Origin of the sequence: Streptomyces fructofermentans (assembly GCF_014651055.1) — a bacterium.
Classification (GTDB): Bacteria; Actinomycetota; Actinomycetes; order Streptomycetales; family Streptomycetaceae; genus Streptomyces; species Streptomyces fructofermentans.
In genome coordinates this window covers 1-25,809 of record NZ_BMWD01000024.1, presented here as the reverse complement: position 1 = coordinate 25,809, position 25,809 = coordinate 1, and the positions used below count along the sequence as shown (strand labels likewise).

27 protein-coding genes and 2 pseudogenes are annotated in these 25,809 nt (G+C 67.7%); 12 read left to right on the top strand and 17 right to left on the bottom strand.

Features of this window, described 5'->3' with window-relative positions; translation table 11 throughout:
* Nucleotides 1-62: 62 nt before the first annotated feature.
* A complete protein-coding gene (locus IE265_RS28040; RefSeq protein WP_229916644.1) occupies nt 63-1,025 on the bottom strand; it encodes an SDR family NAD(P)-dependent oxidoreductase in 963 nt (320 codons plus the stop codon).
* 103 nt (nt 1,026-1,128) lie between these two features.
* Between IE265_RS28040 and IE265_RS28035 the strand changes: the two genes are divergently transcribed.
* Nucleotides 1,129-1,737 carry a TetR/AcrR family transcriptional regulator gene (locus IE265_RS28035; RefSeq protein ID WP_190038497.1) on the top strand — a complete coding sequence of 203 codons (609 nt, stop codon included), beginning with the start codon at nt 1,129-1,131 and terminating at the stop codon, nt 1,735-1,737.
* A gap of 191 nt (nt 1,738-1,928) precedes the next feature.
* Here IE265_RS28035 and IE265_RS28030 read toward each other — a convergent pair whose 3' ends face one another.
* The 5 genes from IE265_RS28030 to IE265_RS28010 form a co-directional block, all read right to left on the bottom strand.
* Nucleotides 1,929-2,333: a nuclear transport factor 2 family protein gene (locus IE265_RS28030; protein ID WP_190038496.1), complete on the bottom strand. Its 405-nt coding sequence runs from the start codon at nt 2,331-2,333 to the stop codon at nt 1,929-1,931.
* A 214-nt stretch (nt 2,334-2,547) separates the two neighbouring features.
* Complete coding sequence (locus IE265_RS28025; protein WP_229916642.1) at nt 2,548-3,033, bottom strand: cupin domain-containing protein; 486 nt, start codon at nt 3,031-3,033, stop codon at nt 2,548-2,550.
* A gap of 232 nt (nt 3,034-3,265) precedes the next feature.
* The gene (locus tag IE265_RS28020) at nt 3,266-3,961 is read right to left on the bottom strand and encodes a type 1 glutamine amidotransferase domain-containing protein (RefSeq protein WP_190038495.1); all 696 of its coding nucleotides are present in this window, start codon (nt 3,959-3,961) and stop codon (nt 3,266-3,268) included.
* Nucleotides 3,962-4,354: 393 nt separating this feature from the next.
* Nucleotides 4,355-5,440, bottom strand: a complete 1,086-nt coding sequence (locus tag IE265_RS28015; protein ID WP_229916640.1) for a DUF4331 family protein — start codon at nt 5,438-5,440, stop codon at nt 4,355-4,357.
* A 348-nt stretch (nt 5,441-5,788) separates the two neighbouring features.
* Nucleotides 5,789-6,985, bottom strand: coding sequence for an alpha/beta fold hydrolase (locus IE265_RS28010; RefSeq protein ID WP_190038494.1), 1,197 nt, complete (start codon nt 6,983-6,985; stop codon nt 5,789-5,791).
* A gap of 325 nt (nt 6,986-7,310) precedes the next feature.
* On the opposite strand from IE265_RS28010, the gene IE265_RS28005 reads away from it, so the two are divergent.
* Nucleotides 7,311-8,444, top strand: a complete 1,134-nt coding sequence (locus tag IE265_RS28005; RefSeq protein WP_190038493.1) for a hypothetical protein — start codon at nt 7,311-7,313, stop codon at nt 8,442-8,444.
* Nucleotides 8,445-8,554: 110 nt separating this feature from the next.
* On the opposite strand, the gene IE265_RS28000 is transcribed toward IE265_RS28005, so the two are convergent.
* The 3 genes from IE265_RS28000 to IE265_RS27990 all read right to left on the bottom strand — a co-directional run bounded on the left by IE265_RS28000 (nt 8,555) and on the right by IE265_RS27990 (nt 11,102).
* Nucleotides 8,555-9,538 (bottom strand): nitrilase-related carbon-nitrogen hydrolase, encoded by a 984-nt coding sequence (locus tag IE265_RS28000; RefSeq protein WP_190038492.1) that lies wholly within the window; start codon nt 9,536-9,538, stop codon nt 8,555-8,557.
* Between the two features lie 460 nt (nt 9,539-9,998).
* Entirely contained in the window at nt 9,999-10,511 is a 513-nt protein-coding gene (msrA, locus tag IE265_RS27995) for a peptide-methionine (S)-S-oxide reductase MsrA (protein ID WP_190038596.1), read from the bottom strand.
* A gap of 168 nt (nt 10,512-10,679) precedes the next feature.
* On the bottom strand, nt 10,680-11,102 hold the full coding sequence (locus IE265_RS27990; protein WP_190038491.1) for an organic hydroperoxide resistance protein: 423 nt from the start codon (nt 11,100-11,102) through the stop codon (nt 10,680-10,682).
* Nucleotides 11,103-11,659: 557 nt separating this feature from the next.
* Here IE265_RS27990 and IE265_RS27985 point away from each other — a divergent pair.
* Nucleotides 11,660-11,833, top strand: coding sequence for a hypothetical protein (locus IE265_RS27985; RefSeq protein WP_190038490.1), 174 nt, complete (start codon nt 11,660-11,662; stop codon nt 11,831-11,833).
* Between the two features lie 57 nt (nt 11,834-11,890).
* Here IE265_RS27985 and IE265_RS27980 read toward each other — a convergent pair whose 3' ends face one another.
* Together IE265_RS27980 and IE265_RS27975 are read right to left on the bottom strand one after the other, a co-directional pair.
* Entirely contained in the window at nt 11,891-12,472 is a 582-nt protein-coding gene (locus IE265_RS27980) for a hypothetical protein (protein WP_190038489.1), read from the bottom strand.
* A 79-nt stretch (nt 12,473-12,551) separates the two neighbouring features.
* A complete protein-coding gene (locus tag IE265_RS27975; protein WP_190038488.1) occupies nt 12,552-13,130 on the bottom strand; it encodes a suppressor of fused domain protein in 579 nt (192 codons plus the stop codon).
* A gap of 164 nt (nt 13,131-13,294) precedes the next feature.
* On the opposite strand from IE265_RS27975, the gene IE265_RS27970 reads away from it, so the two are divergent.
* The gene (locus IE265_RS27970) at nt 13,295-13,837 is read left to right on the top strand and encodes a DUF6882 domain-containing protein (protein WP_190038487.1); all 543 of its coding nucleotides are present in this window, start codon (nt 13,295-13,297) and stop codon (nt 13,835-13,837) included.
* Nucleotides 13,838-14,198: 361 nt separating this feature from the next.
* On the opposite strand, the gene IE265_RS27965 is transcribed toward IE265_RS27970, so the two are convergent.
* Nucleotides 14,199-14,723, bottom strand: coding sequence for a hypothetical protein (locus tag IE265_RS27965; RefSeq protein ID WP_190038486.1), 525 nt, complete (start codon nt 14,721-14,723; stop codon nt 14,199-14,201).
* Nucleotides 14,724-14,789: 66 nt separating this feature from the next.
* Nucleotides 14,790-15,047, bottom strand: a pseudogene (locus IE265_RS27960) (WHG domain-containing protein); the annotation flags it as partial.
* A gap of 492 nt (nt 15,048-15,539) precedes the next feature.
* On the opposite strand from IE265_RS27960, the gene IE265_RS27955 reads away from it, so the two are divergent.
* Nucleotides 15,540-16,229 carry an HAD family hydrolase gene (locus IE265_RS27955; protein WP_308434822.1) on the top strand — a complete coding sequence of 230 codons (690 nt, stop codon included), beginning with the start codon at nt 15,540-15,542 and terminating at the stop codon, nt 16,227-16,229.
* Between the two features lie 325 nt (nt 16,230-16,554).
* Entirely contained in the window at nt 16,555-17,325 is a 771-nt protein-coding gene (locus tag IE265_RS27950) for a ScbR family autoregulator-binding transcription factor (protein WP_190038485.1), read from the top strand.
* Between the two features lie 360 nt (nt 17,326-17,685).
* Here the strand turns inward: IE265_RS27950 and IE265_RS27945 are convergent, their stop codons facing one another.
* Nucleotides 17,686-17,976: a hypothetical protein gene (locus tag IE265_RS27945; protein WP_190038484.1), complete on the bottom strand. Its 291-nt coding sequence runs from the start codon at nt 17,974-17,976 to the stop codon at nt 17,686-17,688.
* A gap of 62 nt (nt 17,977-18,038) precedes the next feature.
* Here IE265_RS27945 and IE265_RS27940 point away from each other — a divergent pair, with 62 nt between their 5' ends.
* From IE265_RS27940 to IE265_RS39385, 5 genes are all read left to right on the top strand, one after another.
* Nucleotides 18,039-18,671: a TetR/AcrR family transcriptional regulator gene (locus tag IE265_RS27940; RefSeq protein WP_229916638.1), complete on the top strand. Its 633-nt coding sequence runs from the start codon at nt 18,039-18,041 to the stop codon at nt 18,669-18,671.
* Nucleotides 18,672-19,018: 347 nt separating this feature from the next.
* Complete coding sequence (locus IE265_RS27935) at nt 19,019-19,423, top strand: hypothetical protein (protein ID WP_190038482.1); 405 nt, start codon at nt 19,019-19,021, stop codon at nt 19,421-19,423.
* A gap of 372 nt (nt 19,424-19,795) precedes the next feature.
* Entirely contained in the window at nt 19,796-20,566 is a 771-nt protein-coding gene (locus tag IE265_RS27930; RefSeq protein WP_190038481.1) for a hypothetical protein, read from the top strand.
* 246 nt (nt 20,567-20,812) lie between these two features.
* Nucleotides 20,813-21,553 carry an SDR family oxidoreductase gene (locus IE265_RS27925; RefSeq protein WP_190038480.1) on the top strand — a complete coding sequence of 247 codons (741 nt, stop codon included), beginning with the start codon at nt 20,813-20,815 and terminating at the stop codon, nt 21,551-21,553.
* Between the two features lie 94 nt (nt 21,554-21,647).
* Nucleotides 21,648-21,971, top strand: coding sequence for a class I SAM-dependent methyltransferase (locus IE265_RS39385; RefSeq protein WP_190038594.1), 324 nt, complete (start codon nt 21,648-21,650; stop codon nt 21,969-21,971).
* A gap of 514 nt (nt 21,972-22,485) precedes the next feature.
* Here the strand turns inward: IE265_RS39385 and IE265_RS39380 are convergent.
* From IE265_RS39380 to IE265_RS27905, 3 genes are all read right to left on the bottom strand, one after another.
* Nucleotides 22,486-23,142, bottom strand: coding sequence for an SUKH-4 family immunity protein (locus IE265_RS39380; protein WP_190038479.1), 657 nt, complete (start codon nt 23,140-23,142; stop codon nt 22,486-22,488).
* 34 nt (nt 23,143-23,176) lie between these two features.
* On the bottom strand, nt 23,177-23,449 hold the full coding sequence (locus IE265_RS39375) for a nucleic acid/nucleotide deaminase domain-containing protein (protein ID WP_373303043.1): 273 nt from the start codon (nt 23,447-23,449) through the stop codon (nt 23,177-23,179).
* Nucleotides 23,450-23,515: 66 nt separating this feature from the next.
* On the bottom strand, nt 23,516-25,186 hold the full coding sequence (locus IE265_RS27905; RefSeq protein WP_268255849.1) for an IS4 family transposase: 1,671 nt from the start codon (nt 25,184-25,186) through the stop codon (nt 23,516-23,518).
* Between the two features lie 169 nt (nt 25,187-25,355).
* Here IE265_RS27905 and IE265_RS39505 point away from each other — a divergent pair.
* Nucleotides 25,356-25,809: pseudogene (locus IE265_RS39505) on the top strand (transposase); the annotation flags it as partial.

Sequence of the window (25,809 nt, the reverse complement as noted above, 5' to 3'; positions counted from 1 at the left end):
GTTGTCAGCCGATGGTCCAGGAGCGTTCCTCGAGGTGCTCCGGGCCCGGGCCGTATTTGAGGTCAAGCGATTGCCGTGTCGTCCCGACCGAGCATGTCGAGGGACACGTGCCACAAGCGGGCTGCGTTGTCCCTGTCGAGCGCGTAGTCCGCGACGCCGCGGCGCACGCCCGGCACGTACGGCGGCGCCACGTGGCAGTCTTCGAAGTAGCGGCCGGTGACCCCGGCGACCAGCGGTGATCCGGCGAGCAGGACCGAGGTGGCCGCACCCTGTTCCGCGTTCTTCCAGGACACATCGGTACTGGTGGGGTCGAACGAGGCAGGCGCCGCGGAGACGTCGCCGATGTACCGGGAGAGGTTGGTCCCCGTGATCCTCCCCGGGTTGAGGGCGTTCACCGAGATCCGGTCCGCGGCCCAGCGCTTCGCGCCTTCCACCGCGAAGAGGATGTTCGCGGTCTTGGACTGCCCGTACGCGAGCCACTTGTCGTAAGGCCTGCGCTCGAAGTGGATGTCGTCGAAGGCGATGTCACTGTTCACGTGCCCCACCGAACTCACGGCTACGACGCGGGCTCCTCGTGCTTCCTTCAGTGCCGGGTGCAGGCCAGTGCTCAGAGCGAAGTGCCCGAGGTGGTTGGTGGCGAACTGCAACTCCCAGCCTTGTGCGGTCCGGGTCTCGGGCGGCGCCATGACGCCGGCGTTGTTCACGAGGATGTGCAACGGCCCGGTCCACAGGTCGACGAAGGCGGCGACGGACGCCTGATCGGCGAGATCGAGGGCTGCAACGCTCACGGGCCGGCTGTCGGGCGGTGTGACGACGGTCTTGGCGAAGCGCGCTCCTGCTTCTGTGTCGCGGACGGCAAGGGTCACCTCCGCTCCGGCGCCGGCGAGCGCGCGTGCGGTCTCGGCGCCGATTCCGGAAGCTCCCCCCGTGACGACGGCCCTCCGGCCTCGCAGATCGGTACCGGCAATGACCTCTGCGGCGGTCGAGGTGGCGCCGAAGGGGATGTCGTCCGCCAGGTCGCTCACGATGGTTCCTTTCGGCAACGTAGCATGTAAGCGGAGCACGCTCCGCTAATACGAATACTAAGCGGAGCGCGCTCCGCTTGTAAAGGAAGGGATGTGATCACCGATGTCTGACGAGGCGCCGGAGGGCAGGCCGTTGCGCGCCGATGCCCAGTCCAACCACGACCGGTTGCTGACGGTCGCCGCGCAGGCATTCGCCCGCGACGGGGCCGCGGCGTCACTGAGGGCCATTGCGCAGGAGGCCGGGGTTGGCATCGGCACCCTGTATCGCCGGTTCCCGTCCAGGGAGTCCCTCGTGGAGGCCGTCTATCGGAACGAGGTGGCAGGGCTGTGCAGGGCCGCCGACGAGCTGATCGGCGAGGCGGCGCCGCTGGATGCGCTGAGCGCGTGGATGGAACGGTTCGTCGACTTCATGCATGCCAAGCACGGCATGAAGGACACGCTTCGCGGCGTCCTGACCTCCGAGGACGACCGGCTGCGGACACGTGCCCTGCTGTGTGATGCGCTCGCCACTCTGATGGACGCAGGCATCAGGGAGGGTCTGGTCAGCTCCGGACCGGATCCCTACGACGTCCTCATGACCCTGGGCGGAATCACCCTGATCGCCGAAGACCGGGCACGCGCACTGCGCATGACGGACCTCCTGCTCAACGGCCTCCGTGCCAGGACCCCTCCCCTCGACTCGCTCGTGGTCGTCGATGGCAGGGACGGCTGAGTTCTCTGCCGACGGAGATCCGACCGGCGCGGGTCCGCGTCTGATGATCTTGATTCTGCGAACGCTGGGTCCGACGCGGACTGCGATGCCCCCACCGGCAAGAAGGGCCCCTATGCGCCACCTGGTCACCCCGGCCGCGACCGGACGAAGGCCCGAGTGCATGTCGAACCGCGGTCGGTCACGCGTCAGGATCAGGCTCCGGCGACGTTCCGTCCCGGCATCGGCTCCGCGAGTGCGGCCCGCCAGGCGGGCGCACCGAAGGGGTCCGCGAAGTATTGCGTCTCGTGAGTCACCTTCTCGTCCACGAATTCCATGATGCTCACCGAATGCGAAGGCACGCCGTCGTAGGTGATGAGACATTCGCTCACCCACAGGTTCATGTGTCCCGTGATGCGCTGTACGGTGAAATGCCTGTCGGCCGGGTGCCCACCGCGCTGCGCCGAGATTGCCGCTCGACCCCGGAACCGCTCACCCGACTGCGGGTAATCGAGGATCGCGTCCGGGGCGTAGATGGCGTGTTCGGTCTCGCTGTTCCCGCGCTCCGAGGCGCGCCAATGATCCTCGATCATGGCCCTGGTCCGGGAATCGGTGTCCATGGCACCGCCCTTCAGCAGCTGTGACTGTTTGCGACTCCACCGGGGCGATGGAGGAAGGGTCGATCAACGAGCCGAGTCGCAGGGGCCGGGTGCCCCGCCATCGCGGCTGTCGACGGTGTCCGGCTCAAAGGGGTTGGTCATACGGCCGACCCCGCCGCGTCGTCACCCGGCTTTGAGCTCCCGAAGGATGGTTCGCACCCGCGCCGGCAACCCTTCATGGGGCCACCCGCCAGTCGGGAATGTCCTCGAAGTGCACGTCGTACAGGTCCTGCTGGGGGATGAGCGACTCGAACTCCGCTTCGCCCCGACTGATGGCAGCCAGTCGTTCGAAGTAGCCGAACCGTTCGAGGCCGGGACTGAGTACGACGTACACGTCGGCGACCTCGCCCTCCGCTGCCCCGAAGACGTGCGGCAGGCCGGGCGGGATGATGACGAACCCGCCCTTCCCCAGCGTGGTGAGTGTGTTGCCGAGGCGGAAGAGCATTGTCCCGCCCAGGATGTAGAAGACCTCGTGGGAGCGCTTGTGGTGGTGCGGGGGCGCTCCGTCGACTCCGGTATCGAGGGTGAGCCGGCTGGCACTGACCGCGCCCCCGTCGGCGAGCAGTTCGAACGCGCCGTCCGAGAGCGACGTCATGGCCGCCTCGCCGGGCGGTACGACCAGTGCGTCGGGCAGGGCTTCCATGCTGGTCCTTTCGATCATGCGGCGCCTCGGGACCCTGTACGGGATCGCCATCCTGGATCCCGAGGCTTCCGGTGCAGTCGCCCTGGAAGACTTGAAAGGCCGAGCGGGCCAGGAAACCGGCGTGTGATGCCGGTCTGCGACTCTGTCTGCTCATGATCGGAACGCCCACGTTGCGTGGGGTCCCCGCCGAGCCGGTCAAGACACGCGGGGCCGCCGGAAGGGAGTGTGCCAAGGCCCGTCCGGCCGGCCTTCAGGCGAGAATCTTCAGCATCCGATCGGCCAGCACCGCGGCAGAGTGCGGGTTCTGGCCGGTGACCAGGTTTCGGTCCTCGACCATGTACGGCTCCCAGATCGGACCGCGGCTGTACTCGACGCCGACCTTCTCCTTCAGGTCGGTTTCCAGCAGCCAAGTCGCCCTGGAGGCCAGCCCCACGCCCTCCTCCTCCTCGTTGGTGAAGCCCGTGACCTTGTATCCCTTGAACGGCGACACGCCGTGGATCCTCGTGGCCAGCAGCGCGGCAGGGGCGTGGCACACGATGAAGAGAGGGTTGCCGGAAGCCAGTTGCGCCGTCAGCAACCGTCCGGCGTCGGCGTCGTACGCCAGGTCGGACATGGGACCGTGACCGCCCGGCAGGTACACCGCGTCGTAGTCCTCGAGCCGGACGTCCGACAACTCGAGCGGCCGCCGCATCACCTCGGCGTCGCGGATGACCGCCTCCAGATCAAGAGCCCCCTGCTCACCGCCCGCCATCGACGGGCGCAAACTCATCATGTCGACGTTCGGTATCGCTCCGCCCGGAGTCGCGACCACAACTTCGTGTCCGGCGTCCGTGAGTGTCTTGTACGGGTTCGCAAACTCCTCCGCCCAGTAGCCGGTTGCGTACCTCGTGCCGTCCTTGAGCACCCAGTACGTCGCTCCGCTCACAATGAAAAGGATCTTCGCCATCACTCACGCCTCCGGTCCATTCAAGCCATTTGGGTGATTTGTCCCTCTTTAGGCTAAATGGATGCTCGGTCGGGCGCATGTGCTTCGGAGGCGCTGCCCTTGCCGGAGAGGTGTTCACGAGATCGGCGCCCGGCCGCGGGCAACCGACGAAGGACCGCGTTCGGCCAGTGGCTCGTGATTCGGGTGCCTGCCGGGCGGCATGCGGTCGGCCGACCGCTGGGGTTCGGTCGCTCACGACACCCGCTACGGCGGCGGCGGACGTTCCGCAGCGCACCGGCGCAGGGCCCCAAGTGCACCAGAGGCGAACGTGGTTGGGGATTGGGCGCCCGGCGCACCCCTGCTCCGGCGCCCCCTGCTCCGGCGTGCCGCGCGATCGGTGTCCGGGACACTTCGTCAGACGGCGGGCGCCACGTACGGGAAGGACGAGGTCGCAGGGGCGTCGACGGCGTCCTTGGTCAGATCGATGCTCAGCGCACTGTCCGTTGCGAGGGAGAACATGACCTCGCCTGCGTTGTCGTTCAGCGAGCGGCCGTTGAACTCCGCGAAGCCGAACACCGCGGACGTACCGATGGTGTAAGGCAGGATGTTCGGGAGAACGCGGTCGGCGACCTCCTGACCGTACGCGTGTGGATCGGATGCGGTGTTGCGGACGCCTACGACCGCGGCGACTCGCTTGCTGATCTCGTCGGTGAATGTGTCGATGTCGGCGGCAGGAGGGGTCTGGTTCAGCAGTTCGGCGAGTTCCTCGTCGAACTGCGCGAAGATCGGCGAGATCATCGGGAGTCCGCACCTGTTGATGCGGTGCCAGCCACCCGCGTCGGTGGCCAGCGCGGTGACCCCCCAAACGCCAATGTCCCTGGTCCCGGTTGCGGACATCAGGTCCGCGTCCGACACCTCCAGTACGATCGAGCGCACCTTCTGCCCCGAGAAGAGACTCTTCACCGGTGCCCCGTCCTGAGCCGGTACGTCGACGTCGGTCCCATGCTGGAACGCCTGGCCGACCGCCTCCACCACGCCCGGGTTCATCCAGAACGGGTCGCCGGCGCGACCGGTCCACACCCGCAGGTCCTGGTCGGCGCCGCTGAGTGCACGCCCTGTCGTGCCGGTGAGCAGCACCACGCCTTCCTTCGCGTCGTCGGCCGCATCTGCGCCGACGAGCCTGCGCAGCTCCAGTGGCTGCGCACCGTCCGGATCCGGAGCGCCGAAGGTGAAGCGGTAGGCAAGGTCCTCAGTGGCGTCTCCCGTGCTGTCGATCTTGAACTCGTACCGCGCGTCAGGATGAAATCCCTTCGGCGCGTCCGTGCCCGCAGAGTCGGAGCACACGTCCATCACGAAGACCGTGCCGCGCTCGCCTCGGAAAACGTAGAGGTCGGAGATGTTCAGCCGAGCATCAGCCCTGGCCGCGGGGGAATCGAGGTGATGGGACATGTGGACTCCAACCTCTGCGGCAAGCATGTGCGGTCGGCTCGGCAGCACCACACTGGTGCACATCCGCACCCGACCCGGCCAGGTCGGTCGGGCACACCGCCGGCAGTCGTCCGGCCGTCGCCATCACTCGGGGTGCCTCAGCGCGCCGCGAGCTCGAAGCCCGCTTCCGGCAGTCGGGACACCACGATAGTTGCGCGGGTCCGGGGGCGCACGGCGAGACGTGCTCCGCGCTCCCATTGCGCACCAGCGGAGCGGCGGCCCGATCCGGCGCGCGGGCCCGGGACGGGGGTCGCACGGTCGGCGGCGCCGGTCGACGGCGCCCGGTCTCCCTGGGGGACCGCATGCGACAGCCGCCTCCCTGGGGAAGGCGGCTGTCGGGGGTTGCACGCGGCCGGCGCGTCACTTCCCAGCGGTGGTGGGTGACGTGGCGGTTCGGTCTGCCGCGCCGCTGCCGGAGTTCAGGAACTTGGTGAGGACCGCGGTCGTCTGGTCCGGGGACTGCTCGGCGATCCAGTGTCCGGTGTTGGGGATGACAGCGGTCTGGACGTTCACCGCGGCCCCCTTCATGGCGTCGCCGACGGCCTTGCCCCAGCTGTCCTGGCCGCCGATCCCGAGCACGGGCATCCTCAGCTTCGTCTTCGCCCGCTTCTCGTTCTGTGCGAGGGTGGCGTCCCAGGCCCGGTAGAAGCCGAAACTGCCGCTCAGGCTCTGGGGGTTGGACAGGAGGCGGACGTAGTAGTCGATGGCCGCCTGGGGTACTCCGCCGCCCTGCACCTTGAACTCGTACCCGTAGAAGGAGTCTTCCCGGTCCGCGACGAGTTCCTCGACCAGCGTGGGGTCGGCCCGGTTGAAGGGGATGTGCCACAGCCTGTTGTTGAGCGGCTCGGGCACGAACAGGGGCGGCGAGGGGACCACTCCGGGCGGGCCGGGGACCTCGGCCAGCGCCACCCGCTCGACCCTGTCCTGGTAGTCGGCGGCGAGCGCGTAGCTGACGATCATTCCGGTGTCGTGCCCGACCAGGGAGAACCTCTTGTGGCCGAGCTTGTCCATCAGCGCGGCCAGGTCCTTGGCCATCGTGCCGGTGTCGTACCCGCTGCGGGGCTTCTCGGTCAGGCCGATGCCGCGCTGGTCCACCGCGATGACGGTGTGATGGCGGGCGAGGGCGGGCATGATCAGCCGCCACGCGTACCAGTTCTCCGGCCAGCCGTGCACGAGCAGGAGGGGCGGGCCCTCGCCACCGATCACCGCGTGCTGGCGCAGGCCGTTCGCCTCGATGTAGTGGTCGGTGAACGTCTTCCTGAACTCCGCCGAGAGGCCGGGGGACGTCGTCACCGAACCGAACTGCCCCGACTTCGACACCGACGACGTGGTGTCGGCGCTCGGGACGGCGGGCGGGCCTCCGCCCAGCCCGGACGCGCCGAGGCCCGAGGGCGCTCCGCCGGAGAACAGCGCCCATCCGCCGACCAGCGCGGCGGCCGTGGCCGTGGCGACGAAGCCGGCTATGAGGGTGCGCCGGGTGGGCTTGCGGCCGTTGTTCTCGGACGCGCCCGGGTCCGAGCCGTCCGTGGAAGGCGGCTCGTCAGAAGACCGGTTCATGTAGTGCTCCTTTCGCACCGTGAACGTAACCTCACACCGGGTAACCGGCATGTCGGGTGCCGGTGCCGGCCCGAAGGCAGAACGGCCGACGGCCGGCCCGGGCCCGTGCTCGCAGGTGAGACGCCCGAGGCCGGGAAGGCTCTCAGCGGCTGCCGGGGCCGCAGCCGGCCCACCCGGGGGCGGCCGTATCGCTGCGCCGCACGGGTGAGGAGGAGCCCGCAGAACGACCGGCCCCCACGACGGCGGTCTGGCCAAGAGCCTTCGTGAAGGGGGACCTTTCCGTGCCCGGCGCTGAGGTACGGCCACCCCGTGTGATGATGCGATCGTGACGTGGTTGAGGGAGTGCGGGAGGCGGCCGGTCAGGCTCGTGGCGGCAGCGAGTGCGGCGCTGGCACTGACCGCCTGCAGCGGTTCCGGCGACGAGAACTCCGGGAGTCGCGAGGCAGAGTACAAACGCGTCATCGAGGACCCTCACCCGGGTCCGGCCGACGTCATCGAGGCGGCCGGCGCACCCAGTGGCGTGAGCCGCGCAGACGACGGATCGCTGCTCCTGACGTACTACATCGGCAACGTCGAGGACGACGAAGGCCCGGCAGCCGCCGCCTGGCGCATCGTGGATCCCGACGGCCGCACGGTCAGCGAGCACGCGGAACACGCGGACGCGGAGGCGGGGCCCGCCGCGTACAAGGGAATAGGCGGTGGCTTCCTGCAGGTGCCGTCCGAGGCGGGAGCCAGGGAAGGGACAGCCCTCGACATACACGGCAAGCGGCTCAAGGTCGTGGTCACGGAAGCCGCGTTGCGCACCCGCCCCGGCGACACCCTGCTCGTCGCGCCGGAGCCGATCCTCATCTACCGCCCCGCCACCCGCACCGTGGCGCCACCGGTTGGAGCCTGGGAGAACGCCATCCGGCTCGCCGTCGACGAGCGGGGCACGGTCTGGAGCCTGGAGCAGCCCGTCGCCGAAGAACCCTTCAGCGTCGTACGGCAGCGCGGCGGTCGCACGCTCGGCCGCACGGTGGTGCCGAAGCCGTACAGGGGAGGCACCCTCGCTGCGGGGGGCGGCACGGCGGCGTTGTCCCTCACCGTGGGCCACAGCACGCGCGGCCTGCTGGTGACGACGGACGGCGGCGGGCACTGGAAGACGGTTCTGGGCGGCGGAATCCCCTTCAGCGCCCTGAAGCGCGGCCCGGAATGGCTCGTCATCCAGGTGTTCACGGACGGACGGCTGCTCGTCGGCGAGGAGGGCGGCCGGTACTGGGTCGCCGACGACCGCACCAACAGCCGCTTCCACGAGCTGAGGACGCCGGCGAGATTCACGTCGCTCACCGTCGACGGCACCACGCTCTACGGCATTGCGGATGCGACGACGCCGGCCTACGACCTGGTGAAGGGCGAAGGCCTGTGGATCTCGCGCGATGCCGGACGCGAGTGGCGACGCCACCAGCAGAGCGGACAGTGACGCCATGCGTCCATGGCCCTGCGGCCCCTCATCTTCTTGCAGGGCCGACAGGCACGCACCCCGTGTCGTGACACCGTGCCCGCTCAGTCCCACCGGCACGGGAGGCGGTGTCAACTGCCGTCGGCCGCGCGACTCTTGTCCATGCTCCGGGCCGCGGTCCCCTGGCGGGAACGGTCGTGGACTGCGGGTGCCGGCGTGCGGTCGATCTGCAGGCTGAGCAGTTCGGGGCGGCTGTAGTGGCCGCTGGCATCCATCAGGCGCTTGCGCCGGTCGATGAGCGAGAGGTCCAGGTCGGCGATGGCGTGGCCCTCGCCGGAAGTGACCGGTTCGCCGATGATGCGGCCCTCGGGGTCGATGACGGCGGTGAAGAAGCCGCCGGAGATCGCCTGTACGGGCCCGCCGGTGTCCTTCGCGATTCGGGCCTGCTGGTCGGCGTCGAGCCAGGCGGTGGCGCTGACGACGAAGCTGGCCGACTCCAGCGCGTGCTGGCGTACGTTGACCTCGATCTGCTCGGTGAACAGATCGCCGCCGAACGCTCCGGGATACATGGCGGCGTGGATCTGCTCGCCGTCGGCGATCAGGGCGTAGCGGGCGAGCGGCTGGTAGTGCTCCCAGCAGGCCAGTTGGCCGATGCGGCCGACGGCGCTGTCGACGGCGCGCAGCCCCGATCCGTCTCCCTGGCCCCAGATCATCCGCTCGTGGTACGTCGGTGTGATCTTGCGGCGGCGCTGGACGAGGGTCCCGTCGGCGTCGAACAGGAGCTGGGTGTTGTAGAGGGTGCCGCCGTCCCGTTCGTTGACGCCGATCGAGACGACCATGTGGGCCCTGCGGGCGGCCTCACCGATTGCGTCCGTCTCGTCGGAGGGCACGGTCACCGACTCCTCCAGCAGGCGCAGATGCTCGGTGGCCAGCTGGTAGGGCGGCTGCACGAAGGAGAAGTAGGGGTAGTAGGGCACGACGGTCTCGGGGAAGACGGCGAACTCGACTCCCATGCTCCCCAGTTCGTCGATCTTCCTCACGACCTTCTCGACGGTGCCGGCGCGGCTGTAGAGCACCGGGCTGATCTGTACCGCGGCGGCTTTCACGACGGTCATGGCGTGGCTCCTTGCGATGAGGTACGTGGCCAGTGTGGCCGCGGGGTACCGCACCTGCCCGTCGACGGACGGGGTGCTGGTGCGGGGGATGCCTTACGAGGGATGCGGGGACGGGCGGGCCGCCGTACGACTGAGCTGGGACGGACGCCGCGTAGTGGTCCGGCGGCGGCATTGCTCAGCCGTTCGGGGGCGGCCGGGAACTCCGTACCGAGCATGTGCTCCTGCGAGGTGCGGGCTGGGTCCGGGCCGGTCCCGAGAGGCCCGGGGGCCCGGACGCCGATGATCACCGGCCGCCCCTCCCGGAATGCGGTCGATCCCGGCGCCGGTAAGGGCGGGCGACTCCCCGCCCTCGCCTCTGCGGCGCCTGGCAGGGTGCCGCCCTGCCAGGCGGCGGAAGCGCGCCTCTCCGCCCGATGGAGGAGAGGCGGAGAGGCGCCCGGCAACGGGGGCTCGGAGGCGTCTACGCCCCCGCCCTCGCGGGCAGCTTCCAGTCCGAGCGAGGGAAGTGGCAGGTGTAGCCGCCGGGGTAGCGCTCGAGGTAGTCCTGATGCTCCGGCTCGGCCTCCCAGAACTCGTCGGCCGGCACGACTTCCGTCACGACCTTGCCCGGCCACAGACCGGACGCGTCGACGTCGGCGATCGTCTCCTGGGCGATGCGCCGCTGCTCGTCGTCCAGGTGGAAGATCGCGGAACGGTAGCTGGCGCCGATGTCGTTGCCCTGCCGGTGCTTCGTGGTGGGGTTGTGGATCTGGAAGAAGTACTCGAGGAGGGTGCGGTAGTCGGTGGCGGCGGGATCGAAGACGATCTCGATCGCCTCCGCGTGACTGCCGTGGTCGCCGTAGGTCGGGTGCGGGGTGCCGCCACCGCTGTAGCCGACCCGGGTGCTCAGGACACCGGGCAGCTTCCGGATCAGATCCTGCATGCCCCAGAAGCAACCGCCGGCAAGCCAGGCCCTCTGCTCGGTCTCACTCATGATCTTCACTGCTGCCCTTCTGTCGCGGTCGTGTCTGTGGTGGTCGTCGGGTACGTGCGGTGGCCGCTTCGGCCCGGAGTGGGCGGGAGTCTGCGCACGATCCCCGTGCGGGAGGTGCGTGCGCGGACCCGTGACCGTGGGAGGGGCCGGGTTCGGTTCGGGTGTGGTTCAGGCGGCGACGGCGTTGATGGTGACGGGGATGTTGCCGCGTACGGCCTTGGAGTACGGGCAGATCTGGTGGGCCGCGGTGGCGAGCTCGGTTGCCTGGTCCTGGGTGACGCCGCCGACCTGGAGGTTGAGGACGGCGGCCAGGGAGAAGCCGTCGTCTGTGCCCTTCAGTGCCATGTCGACGTCGATCTCGGTGCTGGTGAGTCGGATCTTCCGCTCGCCGGCGGCTATGCGGACGGCGCCCAGGAAGCAGGCGGCCCAGCCTGCGGCGAAGAGCTGCTCGGGGTTGGTGGCGGTGCCGGCGCCGCCGAGTTCCTTGGGCAGGGCGAGGTCGGTGGCCAGGAGGCCGTCGTCGGACTGGGCACGGCCCCCGTTGCGGCCCTCGCCGGTGACCTTCACGTGGGCGGTGTAGCTGTGCGGCATGTCGATTCCTCTTCGTGATGGGACGTGCACGGGTGTCCGTGCGTCGATGAACTCTCCGCGGGGGGATCGCCTTGGGCGTCACCTCTTCAAGCGGTGACTGTATCGTGGCAGAGCTGTCGTCACCTGTCAAGGAGGTGACGATTTATGCGGGGTGTCCGGGAGAAACCGCAGGTCGCGGCAGCTGTCCCGCGGGATGCCGTGACGAGGCACGGCGCGGCGGACGCGAGTGTCGACGCCGCTGTCGGTGCGGTGGGGAGCGCTTGTGGCCCCCTCGTCGACCCTCGCTGCCCGGCCGCGCCCGGGATCGACGGATCGCTCCCGCGTCGGCGACTGGAGCGCAGCTCACTGCTGCCCTGCGCTTCTTCACTCGGCGGCACGAGCGTGTCGGCCACAGGGAAGGCGCTCGCCCTGCGGTGCGATGTGGATGCACACGGCCCGGACGGCTGCCCCGTCCCGAGGCGCAGACCCTTGCTCGGGCGCCCGACGAAGTGGCCTTCCCGCGGTTGCGCGTCCGCCTCCAGGGCACTCAGGCAGTGGGACTACGCGGAGGTGCTGAGATGAGTGCCGGAGAGAAGGCCAAGGCGAAGGCCGAACAGGTTGCGGGAAGGGCCGTGCGGAAGACGGCTCACGCGCTCCACAAGGAAACCCTCGCGGCAAAGGGCGCCGCCCTCGAGGCGCGCGGCAGGATGCGAGGCGCGAAAGAGAAGGCCAAGGACTCCTTGCCGCACTGAGCGCCCGAGGCCAGGCTGACGTGAGGCGGCGGACGATACGAACGTCGACAACGCCACTCAGATGTGGGAAGTGAGTCCCGTGGCGGGGTCGTGGGAGATCAGCGTCGGCAACCCCGGGTCGTAGCGGACGACCTCGCCGGTCAGCAGGGCCCGCCGTCGGCTGGCCGTCGCGATCTCGACCAGGAACCGCAGCACGGCGTCCACCCCCGCCCCGTCGAGGACGTCCTCGGGCCAGACGGAGAACTCGATCTCCTCCTCGTCGTAGGGCAGGGCGAAGAACCACACGGTGCCGAAGCGGGCCCGGAAGGAGAAGGTCGTTCCCTCGCCCTCCGGGTCGTCTGCCCAGATGCGGAAGAGGTCGGTGACGGCGGGATGCGCGGGATCGAGCTGGGGGTAGGGGTGCTCCACCTCGGTCTCGTCGGCTGCGGCACGCAGGCGTTCGAGGACCGCGATCCACTCGACGCGGGTCGTGTCGAGGACCCGAACGTCCCTCAGGCTGCCGTCGAGATGGAAGACATCGCACATCCACGGCTCGGGCAGACACCGCGCGCGGGTGCAGTGCGCGCGGGTGCAGTGCTCACCGACGTGGACGTCCTCGTGCGTCGACTCGACCCGCACCCTCGCGTTCGTCTCTCCCATGGCACCAAGGTAAGAGGTCGCCAAGGGGATGGACGGACCGGCCCGGCCGGTTCAGGGGTGAGTGATGCCGCGAGCCCGTTCAGACCACGGAGGCCCGTCTCGGGTCGACAGGGTCGATCTCATGTTCATCGAAACGGACTTCAAGTGCTTCGAGTCCCATTTCCCGACGGAAGTCCTTCTCCGCTGAGGTGATCGGCAACAGCCACAGGATCCGGGCATGGGCTCCTCCCTCCCACTCGCAGACCTCGAAGTCGGGGCCGAAGGGATACGGCAGGCTCACCAGGTAGTGGTCGCAGTCGGACTCGTCGAGCCACGGTCTGCCGATGGGGACGGTGTGCCCGACGTCGAGTCGCTGGTGCGCCGGTCCGCAGTGGTAGTACGCGTTGACGGTGACGCTCTCCAGGTTGATCCATTCGTCTCGCGGCGCCGCGAGAAAGAACTCCGTGCCATGGCCGTCGTGCTGAGTTGCCTCCCAGCAGCCCGAGGTCACATACAGCCACCAGTCACCTGGATACGCGGGATGAATCCGGAACACGCGGAATCCGGGTACGCGATCCTCGATGGGCCCGTCCACACCCGGGACCTCATCGATGACGCGACCCGGGAGATTTCGACGGAGGTGGTCGAGAAGGGCAGCCCGCGCTGCGGTGTCCGGCATCCGATCATGATGCCCGAGGCCGCGGCGGCCCATCGGCCGGGGGCAGTGGCGGCCCGACCACAAGATGTTCGCCCGAGCCCGAAATTCCCCACCCGGTCGGCCGGCTCCGCATCCGGGCAGAGGGGGCGGTCGGCTGCGCGGCGGCTTCTGGCAGACTGCGCGCCATGGGATTGTTCAAACGGGCCGGCAAGCCGGAAAGCCCTGCTCAGGGGGTGGATCCGACGGATCTGGGCACGCTGCTGCTGCAGGGCGAGGACAGCATCGACCAGTTGGCTCGTGCGCACATGTCCTGGGGGCTGGGCTCGGCGGACCGCTGGGGCCTGGACCAGAAGACCGGCATCATCACGTGGACCTTCCCCGACAAGTCCGCGACGGCGCCCGCGCAGATTCTGGGCAGCTTCAGCCCTTCGTCGGGCTCGTGGCTGTGGGCCTGGGCAAACGAGAGCATCCTTCCGGAGATGAGCCGCGACGCTCGGAGCGTGCGGGACTGGGCAGAAGCCCATGGCCACCACGCCCTGGCCCAACCGAAGGTCGATGCCGACGAGCAGGCGGCGGCAACCCTCGCGGCTCTGGCCGTGCGGATCACCAGGGCGACCGGCTTCTATCGGGGCCCGGGTGGCAACTCCGTCGCGATCATCACGTTCGGGCCGGTCACCCTGACCGCTGCGGACGGCAGCACGTCCACCTTCGAGGTCACGTTCGACTAGCGCAACGGGCGGCGCGATGCGATGAGCCTGGATCGCGTAGCCGTCCATCAACGCGAGCCCTTACGGGAGCCTGGCAGCCATCGCGTCAAAGAGCAGGCCACCGATGGTGATCGTTCAAGCCGTGCAGGCTCATGCAGCCGCTACTTGGGCGTTTGCTCCTCCCGGGCGGTACGCACTCCGCGACCCGGCACCTTGCGCAGGACGGGACTGCCGGCCGTTCAGCACGACGACCGACACATTCCCGGCAGCTTCTCGCACTCGATGAAGTCGACCGAGATCCTGACCAACCGGCGCCATGACTTGACTGATTGGCCGTCCAGCGCGCCCCACGACGACATGGCACCCGCTGCCGCGACGCGTTTCAGCTGCTGATGAGAGGCTCATAGGGGTAACCCTCCGGCGTGAGGATGAGGACGAAGTTCCCTCCCTCCCCGACAGCGACCTCCTGCAGGCGGCCCAAGACCTCCATGTGATCCGGAAGGTCGAGACCGAGGGCTGCAGCGGCGCGGTCTCGTCGGGCCACGAGGTCTGGCATGTCTGCCAGGTACTCGGCTGCGCGCTTGAGACTTTCCTCTTCCGTGAACGCTTGGCAGTCACGCCACCACGGGGCGACCAGCAGCAGCCGCAGGAGCTCGCGCAGGCCAATCGCAACCAGAGCCGCACCTCCTTCGGAGTCGGCATAGAGGATTGGACGTTCCTCGCCGCCTTCACCGCAGAAGAAGTACGTGCCCCCGGCGCCGTCGCCGGCGAAGCCCTCAAGAGCAGCGCCCGAAGCGAGGTGGACTTCCTCGACATGGTCGCCTCGGTCGAGGTCGAAGTCACCCGGCCAAGCGAGAAAACGGGCAGCTTCGTCCCGCTCGCGGACGGCGGCCATCAACGATTCCATGGGCCGCACCTAACGGCTCACTGAGTTGACAGGAGTCATTGGGAATCATTGAGATCGGATGAAGGCCTAGTCGGTCGTCCGCGCAGGCGGGGCGGCAGGCGTCCGGGACATTGAGGGGGAGGCGTCGAACAGCGCCTGGACGGCTGAGCGGACCTGGGCGGCGACCACCTCAGGCGTGGAGGTGTCGAGCTTGCCGTCGAGGTGCAGGAACGCCAGGCCGTGGACCAGGGCCCACACCGTGGTCGACAGGGCGTCCGCGTCCACGTCGGGGAAGGTGGCACGGACGATCCCGCGTACGTACTCCGAGATGGCCTCGGTGGGGGCCCGTTGGCACCCCACACGTACGGCTTGCCGACGGCCGACTGGGCCGCGGCGACCGCGGCGGCGGCGCGTCCGGAGGACGGCACGGCTCCGGAGAGGTCGGGCGTTCGGTCGGTGTTCGTTTCCGTGGCCGTGTCCTTACGGGTGTGCCTGTCCGGAGCCCTTTGAGGGGCGGCAGCTTCCGGTTCCGCTTCGTCGTGTCATCCGCCGTCCTGAAGGGTGCGGTGCGCGGGTTCCCGTGGCGGGGCGTGAAGGGCGCCCCTCGGCCCGGAGGGGCGGTGACGGGGTTGGTGCCGAGTGGGGTTGGTGCGGTGCGATTGCGCCTTGAGGAAACCGCATGACCGGTTTATTCTCCGGTGAGTTGACCCGCCCTGCAACCCGCCGTCGATCCGGCGGGATACAGGGAACTGGTTTCCCGTTGCCGGGTGTTGGTGGCTATGAAGGGGTGTGGTGGGTGTGGGTTGGTTGCGGCTGGTTGCGGTGAATATTGATGGGGTGCTGCTGGAGGACTCGTTCACTCCGGTGATTCGGCGGTTCGTGGAGCGTCGGGGAGTGGTCTATACGGCCGCGTTGGAGCGCGCGGTGTTGTCCCAGCCGCAGGTGGAGGCGGCTGGGGTGCTGGTGGGATTGGGGGTGGCGGGATCGCCGAAGGAAGTGGTGGCGGCGTACTTCGAGGAGCGCGCCGCGTATGTGAAGGAACAGCCGGTCCGTGTCGTCCCGGGTGCGCTCGCGTTGCTGGAGCGATTGCGGGCCACGGGCGTGCAGTTGGTGTGTTATGGGGGGTTGGAGTATCGACACTTCGAGGAGCATCTGGGCTCGTGGGCGTCGTACTTCGACGGGCCGCGCTATGTCTGCACGGATGGGTTCCGTCCCGGTGTGAGGGAGATCGCCGAGGACGTCTTCGGTCTGGCTGCGGAGCGGGTGCTGTTCATCGACGACGTGGCACGGGTCGCGGAGCGGGCGCGTGAGCTGGGGGCAGCGTTCGTGGGGCATCCGGGCCGTGGTTTCCAGCGCGAGTTCATGCGGGACGCGGGTGTGCGGCACGTGGTCGATTCGCTGGGGGCGATCGACGACCGTCTGCTGCGCACGGTCGATGCCGAGGCCGCTTCGGGCACTCTGTGGCCTTCGGCCCCTACCGCAAGCGGCCCGGCCTCCGGCACGGGGCGCGCGGACGGCTCCGCGTGACGGCGGTGTCGGGTCGTGCTGCCGGCCCTGGGGTTGCGGACGCCTGGTCGTCGCCAGCGGGGCGGCCGGTAAGGCCATTGGCGGGGAAGGCGGTTGGGTTGTCGCCGCGGGCTTCGTGACCGGCACGCCGCCGCTCCGGGTGTCCCGATGTCCGAGGTGGCCGGTGGTCGCGGGCGTGGGGTGGTTGTGCAGATCGGGTCGTGGCGCTGCCTTTTGGGGAGGCATCGAATAAGGTACCTCCTGGACGGTTTGTTATTGGGGTTGTACGGGGCGGCTCTTTACTCACGTGTGTGGTTCCGGTCTGGTTCAGTGAAAGGGAGGTCCGATGGTTCAGCAGGAGCGTGCGGCCAGGACCCGTCGTGCTGTGTTGGAGGCCGCTGCGGTGGTCTTCGCGGAGCACGGTTACACGGCGGCGACAGTCGCTGACATCCTGAAGACGGCCGGGGTGACGAAGGGGGCGTTGTACTTCCACTTCGATTCCAAGGAGGCGCTCGCCAGAGGGGTGCTGGATCGTCAGACGGACCAGTTGCTGCCGGCGCAGGCGATCAAGCTCCAGGAGATGGTGGATCTGGCGATGGCGGTGGCGCATCGGTTGGTGCATGAGCCGTTGTTGCGGGCGGGTGCGCGGTTGTCGGCGGATCCGATCGGTCGTCGGCATTACGGCAGTGCGTGGCCGTTGTGGGTGGGGATGGTGACGCAGATCCTGACGGAGGCGCATCAGCGGGGTGAGACGCTGGCGCATGTGGTGCCGGGCGAGGTGGCGGAGATGGTGGTCAGCTCGTTCAACGGGGTTCAGTTGTATGCCCAGTTGGAGACGGGTCTGGGTGACGTGGAGCGTCGGGTCTCGGTGTTGTTGCAGCATTTGCTGCCGTCGATCGCCGCGCCGCCGGTTCTGATGCGGTTGGATGTTGCGCCGGACCGTGGGGCGCGGGTGCTGCTGGAGGCGGCCGGGGTGCCGGGGCCGGGCGTGCCGGAGGCGCCGGCTGAGGGGCCGGCGGGAGCGGGCAAGGTGCCGCACGCCTTGCGTACCCGGGACGCCGGTTCAGAACGCGTGTGGGAGGCCCGGCCCGCACATACCGGCTCCGCCGCCGTGTGAGACGCCGTCGCGGTACGCCCGGCCGGAGGAGGAAGGTCGCCAAGCCGCCCGCAGCGAGGTGATCAGAGGCGTGGTGGGGGGCGCAGGCATCTGGTGGCGGCATTGCAGTGGGCTCGAGTCCGCCCTGTCAGGGCGCTCACCAACATCGTGCTACGCGCTTTCAACGCCGCTGTCCGAGAAGGACAGGAACCCTTGAACCCCGTGCGCGCGGGAGCACCCGATTTCGCGCGCACGGTGTCGTAGGGAGCACTGCAAGTGCCCTTTCCGTTGCGGGCAGTTCCTCGCCCGGACAGGCGCACAACCGCTTCGCGCAGCAGTGTCACATGTCGCTACGGGTGCGGCGGTGGCCGCAATTGTCCATCAGTCGCCGATCCAGGCGTCGACCATCTCCAGGTGCTCGACTTCGGGCTCCGGCGGACGGAAACCCAGCGAAGCGGTGACCACCCGGTCCACGACCGGGTGCAGACGCTCCTCGACGAACCTCTTCCAGTCGGCCTCGGACTCCCAGACGTCGGTGTACCGCAGCCCGCCGGGTGTGCGGTGGACGAGATGAGCCACGAGCCCCGGAGGCTTCTCCGGTCCAAGTGCTTCCTTGATGCGTGCGTAGGTGGCCGGGTCGATCGGCACCTCGAAGGTGAACGCGTACGTCACGGGACCACATCCCTCATATTCAACCGAAGCCATTTCGGATGAATATGGCTAGCATCGACCGCGTGGAGAGACAGGTCAAGAGGCAGTACGACACGAGCCGCCGGCGCGCGGCCGCGCAGGCGACCCGGCAGGCGATTCTGGACGCCGCGAGGCGACTGTTCATCGAACGCGGCTACGCGGCCACCACGATGGCGGAGCTCGCCGAGCGCGCGGGCGTCGCAGTCGACACGGTCTACACGGTGGCGGGCCGTAAACCGGCACTGTTCTTGCAACTGGTGGAGTCTGCCATCTCCGGCACCGACGACGCCGTTCCGGCAGCCGAGCGCGACTACGTACGCGAGATGCGCGCCGAACCGGACGCGGCCCGCAAACTGCGCCGGTACGCGCGGGCCGTCCGGGAGATGCATGCCCGACTGGCACCCCTGCTGCTCGTCGCCCGCGCGGGACCGCCGGAGGTCGCGGAGGTCTGGCAGAGCATCGCCCGGCGCCGTGCGGGCAACATGCGGCTGCTCGCCGCGGACCTGGCCGCGACAGGGCAGTTGCGGGATGGGCTGGACCTGGAGGAGGTGGCCGACGTCATGTGGGCCACCAACTCACCGGAGTTCTACTGCCTCCTGGTCGAGGACCGCAGCTGGCCGCCCGAGCGCTTCGAGCGGTGGCTGGCCGACGGCTGGTGCCGACTGCTGCTCGCCTGACCCGGCCACCGAACCGCCTCCAGCGCCTGCAGCGGTAGGAAGGCCCGACCTGTCGGCCCACCCGGCGGGCAGCAAGTCCGAGGAAGGGGATGGGCCGAAGGGTGAAGTGACACCACGCTCGACAACAGTCGGGCGATCGGCACCGGCACGATCGAATACGAGTACTGCCACCCGTTCGCGGACGGCCGCGACCTCAACGGCGCCCACTGGCCCCGGCCTGAGCAGAAGTCATCCTGAGCCAGGCCCTCTGATCACTCGCGCACGACCGCTCCCGCCAAGTTCTCCCGATGGAATGACACGTTGGGGTCGGCTGCCCGGCGTGGGGTGCTGTCGGGCAGCATGGGGCGATGGAGTCTGCACTGCCGCTGCCGCGCGAGGTGAAGGCCATCGATTCGGCCTCGTTGATCAGGTTGGAGGCGCGGGCGTGTGACCTCGGTCTGAGCCAGCGGTTGGACCCGACGTGGGTGCGAGCGAATGCGGCGTCCGACGGCACCCACTATCTGTGGCCGATCATGTGGCACAACCTGTCCCACCGCCGCGACGTTCCACGTCACGTGCGATGGGAACTGCTGATCACTTTGCGTACGGGGAACCGTGTGCTGAGCCTGCTTGTTGTGATTCCCGACGACTTCACCCCACTGCCGAAGGTGACCTCACGCGAGCAGGGGATGCAGGTCAGGCTGCTCCTTGACCGGGCTCCTTCGGTCCGGGAATGGCTACTACGAGAGGGCGAGGGTCCGGGCCGGCTGTGACAGGCCTCGCCAGAAGATGAGTGCGCATCGCAGGGTGTGGAGGGCTTCATGGCTGTCGTCGCGGATCTCCCAGCAGATCCGCAGGCGGCGAAACCAGTGCAGGTGGGCGAAAGCACGCTCGAAGACCCAGCATTGAGTGCCGAGACCGGAGCCGAATTCGGTGCTGCGCCGCGCGTGGCTTCGCTCCCTCGTTGCGTCAGGAGTTCCAAGCGGCTGCGGTACCGAGACGAGTCACGTCATCGGCTCCCTTCCTGTCGACGGTACCGCGCCCCCTGCGCGGGACTGATGCTGAGTATGCCTACTCATGCTTCGCGGGCCCGCGACAGGGACGATGGTCTTGCTCGGTACTCGGGCGTGGATCGGGGGGCGATCATGGGCAAGGTCCTGGGTGTGCTGTTGGCTGTTCTTGCTGCTGCCGGGGCGCTCGTCGTGGCGTACGCGGCGGGGGCGCCACCCCACGTGGTGCTGGCGGTCGGGGCAGGTGTCCTCAGCCTGCTGTGGCTGACGTTGCTGCTGACGCTGCCCTGGAACCTGTACTTCCGGGCGCACACCGTGCTTGCCGAGATCGCGGTCAGCCGCGAGAAGGGCATCGAGGTTTCCTCCGTCCGGGACGCGGAAACCGCGCGCATCGCCCGGGCGATGCTCTGCACGGCGGTTGCGGGGCACCTCCTGACGGCGGCGGTCGTCTTCGCGGTCACTTGGTCGACGGAAGGCTTCACGGGCTACTGGTTCGCTGCGTTCTGCCTGCTCAGCACGTTCTTCCGGCCGGCAGGTGCCTACTTCGGCCAGCTCCAGCGCCGGTTGGGACGACTTCTCAAGGACGTCACACACCCGCGGGACGACGTCGTCGAAATCAGGGCCCGGCTGAGCCGCGTCGAGACGGGGGCACGGGTCCTGGAGGACAAGGCGGAGGAGCAGTACAGGGCCCTCGGTGAACTACGGCGTACTGTCGACGGGTTGGCGATGAGCGTCTGCGAACGGGCCGACGAGACGGACCGTAGGGTGGCGGTGCTGGCGCGGGAGTTCGAGTCCACCGTGCACAAACTGACGGACAATCAGGAGATCATCGCCGGTGTGAAGGCGTTCCTGCGGCTGTTGCGGGCCACAGACGAGTCGAACCCCACCGCCTCCGCCGCGGGGTGACCGCACCCTGGCGCACCGGGAGCCCGACCGTCATCGCGAGCTGTGGTCGATCGGGGAGCGGACGCACCCGAAGGTTCGCCATGAACCGGCAGAGTTGTGACCGCATGGTTCCTGGTCGTCGCAGTCCCTCGCGTCACCGGGTTCTGACGCTGTGGTAAGGGGAAGACGCCGGTCGTATCATGTCAACGTACTGCACTCCGCTTTCGCTAGCGCAATCAGTAGCGAAAAGGAGAGAGGGCATTGACTATGCGCGTTGCAGTGGCAGGCGCGACAGGGAACATAGGCAGGCTTGCTGCTGCAGCTCTCCGGGTTCAGCACGAGGTCGTAGAGATTAGCCGTTCACGCGGCGTGGACCTAGTGACCGCGGATGGCCTGGATGCCGCCCTGGAAGGTGTGAATGCGGTCATCGACACCATGAGCTACGAGGGAGCAGATCGAGAGGCTGCTGAGAAGTACTTTGGTACAGCCACGGAAAATCTTCTTGCCGCAGAGAATCGAGCTGGCGTCCGTCATCACATCCTACTTTCCATTGTAGGGGTGGACAGGGTAAAGGGTAACGCCCACTACTACGGCAAGCGGATGCAAGAAGACATCGTCAATAAAGGCCAAGTTCCTTGGACCATTCTTCGCGCCACCCAGTTTCATGATTTTGCTGCGACGATGGTGGATTGGAGCGAGCAGGATGGTGTCGCGGCTATTCCGCCGCTGCTCGTGCAACCGATCGCCCCTCAGGACGTAGCCGATGTTCTCGCCGAACTTGCTACGGGGACGCCGCAGGGACTCTATCGCGACCTCGCGGGACCGGAGCCGCAAGACCTTGTTGACATGGCACGGCGCACTAACGCCGCTCGGGGCCGGTCAATACGGTTGCTGCCTACGTGGTCATCTGTGCTCGGCGTGGAGATGGCAGGAAACGTACTTCTTCCGGGGGAAGATGCGCGCATCGCTCCCACTACCTTTGACGAATGGCTTGCGCTGCAGGAATGAGCCGCGTGGCCTATGCCGAGTCACCATCTGTCATAATTCCATGTAGCGGGGTAAATGCAGAACGCACGATCTTCCGCGGGTCGCGGATTTTGTACTGGACATCGGGTGCGGTAGAGGTTCCTTCCTCGCGCGACTCGTGAGCCCGCTCGGGGTGAGGCGAACACTCGGACTCGACATCTCCGAAGCGGCCGTGGCGAGCGTCGCGGCGCGAGGGATCCCGGTGGTGCGCGGCGGCATACACCGGATTCCCTTCAAGGGCGGCCAGTTCGACTTCATATTTGCCCGCCATGTACTGGATCAGAACCCGGCGGTTCCCGAAGCGCTTGTGGAGTGCCGGCGGGCTCTCAGAAGGTCCGGACGATTTATCGCCCGTGGTGAACGAAGCCGGTCAGGCTCCGATGCTCAGCCAGCTCATTGACCGGACCGTGAAGTCTCCGTGACGTCTCATGGGATTGACATCCCCGTCGATCTTCGACCGGAATTCGATCAGCGTCGCGGAAAAGGCCTGAGTCGCGGACTGCCGAAGCGCCGGCGCTTGAGGCTGCCGTAGCGGTTGCTGAGACGGGACCTCAGGGCTGTGGACGCGGTGGTGCGGCACGTGGAGTCGTTACAGCGCCTGACGAACACGCTGTGCACCTGCGGCGTGTGGAGGGGAAGGCGGAACCCCGTGAGCAGTCAACTCGGCGACGCGGAGTCGCCCGTGGTCGTGTGGGTTCGTCCAGGGTCCGTGTCGCTCTGCCTGGGCACGGCGGGCCGGTGTGATTGGTCCTCCGGACGCCCGACCGACCGCAGCGCTACACCGCCCAGCTCACAAGGCTTGTAGGAACCCTACAAGCACCCCTCTGGCTTGACGGCAACGCTGACGGCAAGGGGGGTGCACCTCTGGGCACATCAGCAACACGGTGCGCACGCCAGGTCACGGCCCGGATCGGCTACGAGACGTCGAGGATTACCTCTGACCAGAACGAATCGTCCGGAGAAATTGCCCCTGGGTCCCGTCGTACAAAATCCTTATGGACCATTCGAGATAGCTCCAGGCGTGCGCCACGGAAATCTGGAATCGCTACACGTTCCGACTCATCCTTCGCAGCCCGCCACGCCGCCACCTCAGCCTGCCCGGCTGCTACCTCCTGCTCGGCGAGCACGCCCACAAGCCGATGCCACCTCCAAGCACAATCCACGAAAATTGAAAGACTTGAATTGACAAGAGCTTCTTTTTGATCACTCGCATTGAGATGTGCAAGTTGAGGGTGACTTGGAGCCTTCGTGGGCATGGTAAAAACAGAGCCGCGACCCGTCATACTGCCAAGGGTCGCAGACCCGAAGCTTCCAATTCGGTAGAAGCGCGTCGTTGCATGCCCCAAGGCGGGCGCTGCCCCATCTTGAAATTCCCCGACAACTCCCATTAGCTCATCGCTTCGCTGCCCAGGCAGACCATAGGCCCCGAGGGCCTCCCTGTCGCCTTCAGGAATCTCCCAGCTGGTCAGCGCGATCGGGGGAGCCGCTGTAGGCGACTCCCCCTCGATCAGCTCACCAAGGTCAGCAGCGAGGATCCTCAGGATCTCTGCACGTGCCTCAGCAAGGTTCAACTCGTCTCCATAATCGACTCATACTGATCACCGATCAGCCTCCGTACGCTACGCGCATGATTGTAGCCCAAGCGTTCTGGCCCTTCTCAAAGCTCCAAGAGAGGGACGCGTTGGTGAATCTGCTCATCCTGCCCGCGCAGTCATGCCGTGGCGTTGTGCAGAAGTTCCGCTCCGAATAGATGGCTCTGACCGATCCCGGATCGATTCCAAGTTCGTTCAAGAAATCATCTGCATGCGCTTCCGAATGCGATCCTCGAACCGTGTTCGTGAACGCAAGATTCGCAGTCTGAACCGTTCCGGGTTCGATAGGGACTCGATCATTTGAGAGGATCGAGTCATGGCACGCCCTTCCCCTTACCCCAATGCCGCGTAGTTAGCGTGTGACGCGATCTGTCAAATTGGGGGAGGTCCAGCCTTCTTCGAGCATGTACGTGCCTCTACCGACCTTGCGGATCAGCCCCTCGGCCGTCCAGCGCGTCATCGATGCCCGGAAGCTATGGATATTGCTGTAGCCGAGTGATCGTGCGAGGTCACAGGACTTCCAGGTCGCTTGGGGGGCGGTGCGCATGAGCTGGAGCGTGCGGTTCCTCTGCCCTTCACCGGTCCGGCCGGGTCCGCGTCCCGCCCGGCGGCCGTCTCCCGGCGCGGTGGTCTTCGGTGGAGGCTGTGCGCTCGGCGCCTGGTGAATCTTGCAGTCAAGGGCCTCGATGGTGGAGCTGCTGCGAGGCCGGGGGTCGGTGAGGCGGGAGTAGTAACGGGACATCGGCGCTTTGACCTTGCGATTACAGGTGCGCGGGCGCCGTTTGGGCAGGAGTCCCGCAAGGACGGCGCGGCCGATCCGGCCCACGGTGCCGATGGCGCCCTCCCGGAGAGGATCGGGGCCGCGGACGACATGGTCGCGGGCGGCTTCCAGAGCGATGGTGAAACTGGCGCGGTCCGGGTCGGTTCCGGCGACGGACTCCACCGCGTCCACCATGGCGGTCCGCAGCACTTGGTAGAGCGTGAGCTGTGCCCATACTTCCTGTTCGAGACCGGTGGGGTCTGCTGAGCGCAGTATTTGCCCGTCGGCGAGTGTGTGCCGCAGCGCGTAGAAGGCCGATTCGATTTCCCAGCGTTCGTGATAGAGCCGGACCAGGGTCGCTGCGGGGTCGGACCGGTGGTCCAGCAGGGTGGTCGCCAGCCGGTAGTGATCGGACACGTGTCGTCCGTCGCTGGTTGTCATGCTGATCTCGGCGTCGATGATGCGGATCTTCAGCGGGCCGATGAGCGTCAGGTAGGAGCCGTCGGGCAGAGCCGCGAGAACGGCGGGCCGTCGGCGGGGGTTGAGGCGGATGAGCAGTTGGGAGCCAGTGTGGGCCACCGCCTGGAGGAAGTCGTTCGCGTCGAATCCCCGGTCGGCCAGCAGCAGTGTCCGCGGCGACAGGAGGTGGAGAAGCTGCCGTGCGTAGAAACCCTCCCCGTGTTCGGCGGGGCCGAACACGGCCCCCAACAGGCCGCGAGTGCCCGTCTCGCACAGCGCCATCAGGCGGATCATCGGGTAGCCGGCCCAGCCCAGCCGGGTGCGGGACTTGCCGAGCCAGTTGAGGTTCCGCTCCTGGTCAGGCGCTTTGACCGAGGAACACCCGTCGAAGGCGACTGTCCGCCACCGGCGGTAGCACACACCGGGCGTCCGTGGCTGTCCCAACGGGCCAGCCACGATCTCGAACAGCGTCTTGAGAGGAGCCGGCCCCACCCGTCGGCGCAGATCCCGCAGGGCCTTCTCGCTGGGGCGTGCATGACCGCCGTCCGGCAGCCCGGCGGTCAGCTTGTCCCATACTCGCGCATACCCGAGTGACGGAAACAGGGACAGGGCGAGCAGGAAGTAGACCCCGACACGCGAGGGCAGCAGACGCAGCCGCCGCTGGACGGTCCGGCTCTCGGCCAGGACCTCGTCCACGAGCTCGACGGGAAGGTAGCGGCCCAGCTCTCCCAGATGCCCCGGCGCGAAAACGCCTCTCGGGACTTGAGCAGAGGAGGGTAGAACGATGGCAGACTGCTCTCGCAACGGGACCTCGCACAGCAGATAGATCTTGGTCGACTACCTGCCATACCCGAGGTCCCGTCTCCATACCTCCACAACACGCCGCCCCCACAGACGATTTGACAGATCGCGTCACACGCTAACTACGCGGCATTGCCCTTACCCCCTTGAGCTGCGCAAGTGTGCGGTCCGCATGGTCGCCGAGGTGCGGCCGGAGTACGACACCGAGTGGTCCGCGATGAAGGCGGTCGCCGCCAAGCTGGGGATCGGGACGACCGAGACGCTGCGCAAGTGGGTTCGCCAGGACCAGATCGACAACGGAGCCCGGGCGGGGACGACGACAGAAGAGTCCGCGCAGGTCAAGGCGATGAAGAAGGAGATTGCCGAACTCAGGCGGGCGAACGAGATCTTGAAGGCGGCGGCGAGTTTCTTCGCGGCCGAGCTCGACCGGCCACACACGCGCTCGTAGCGTTCATCGACGAGCACCGGGACCGCTTCGGCGTTGTCGAGCCGATCTGCCGCGTGCTCACCCAGCACGGCTGCAAGATCGCTCCTTCCACCTACTACGCCTGCAAGAAACGCCGGGTGGCGCCCTCACCCCGGTCCGTGCGGGACGAGGGGCTCAAGGAGCAGATCAAGGAGGTCTA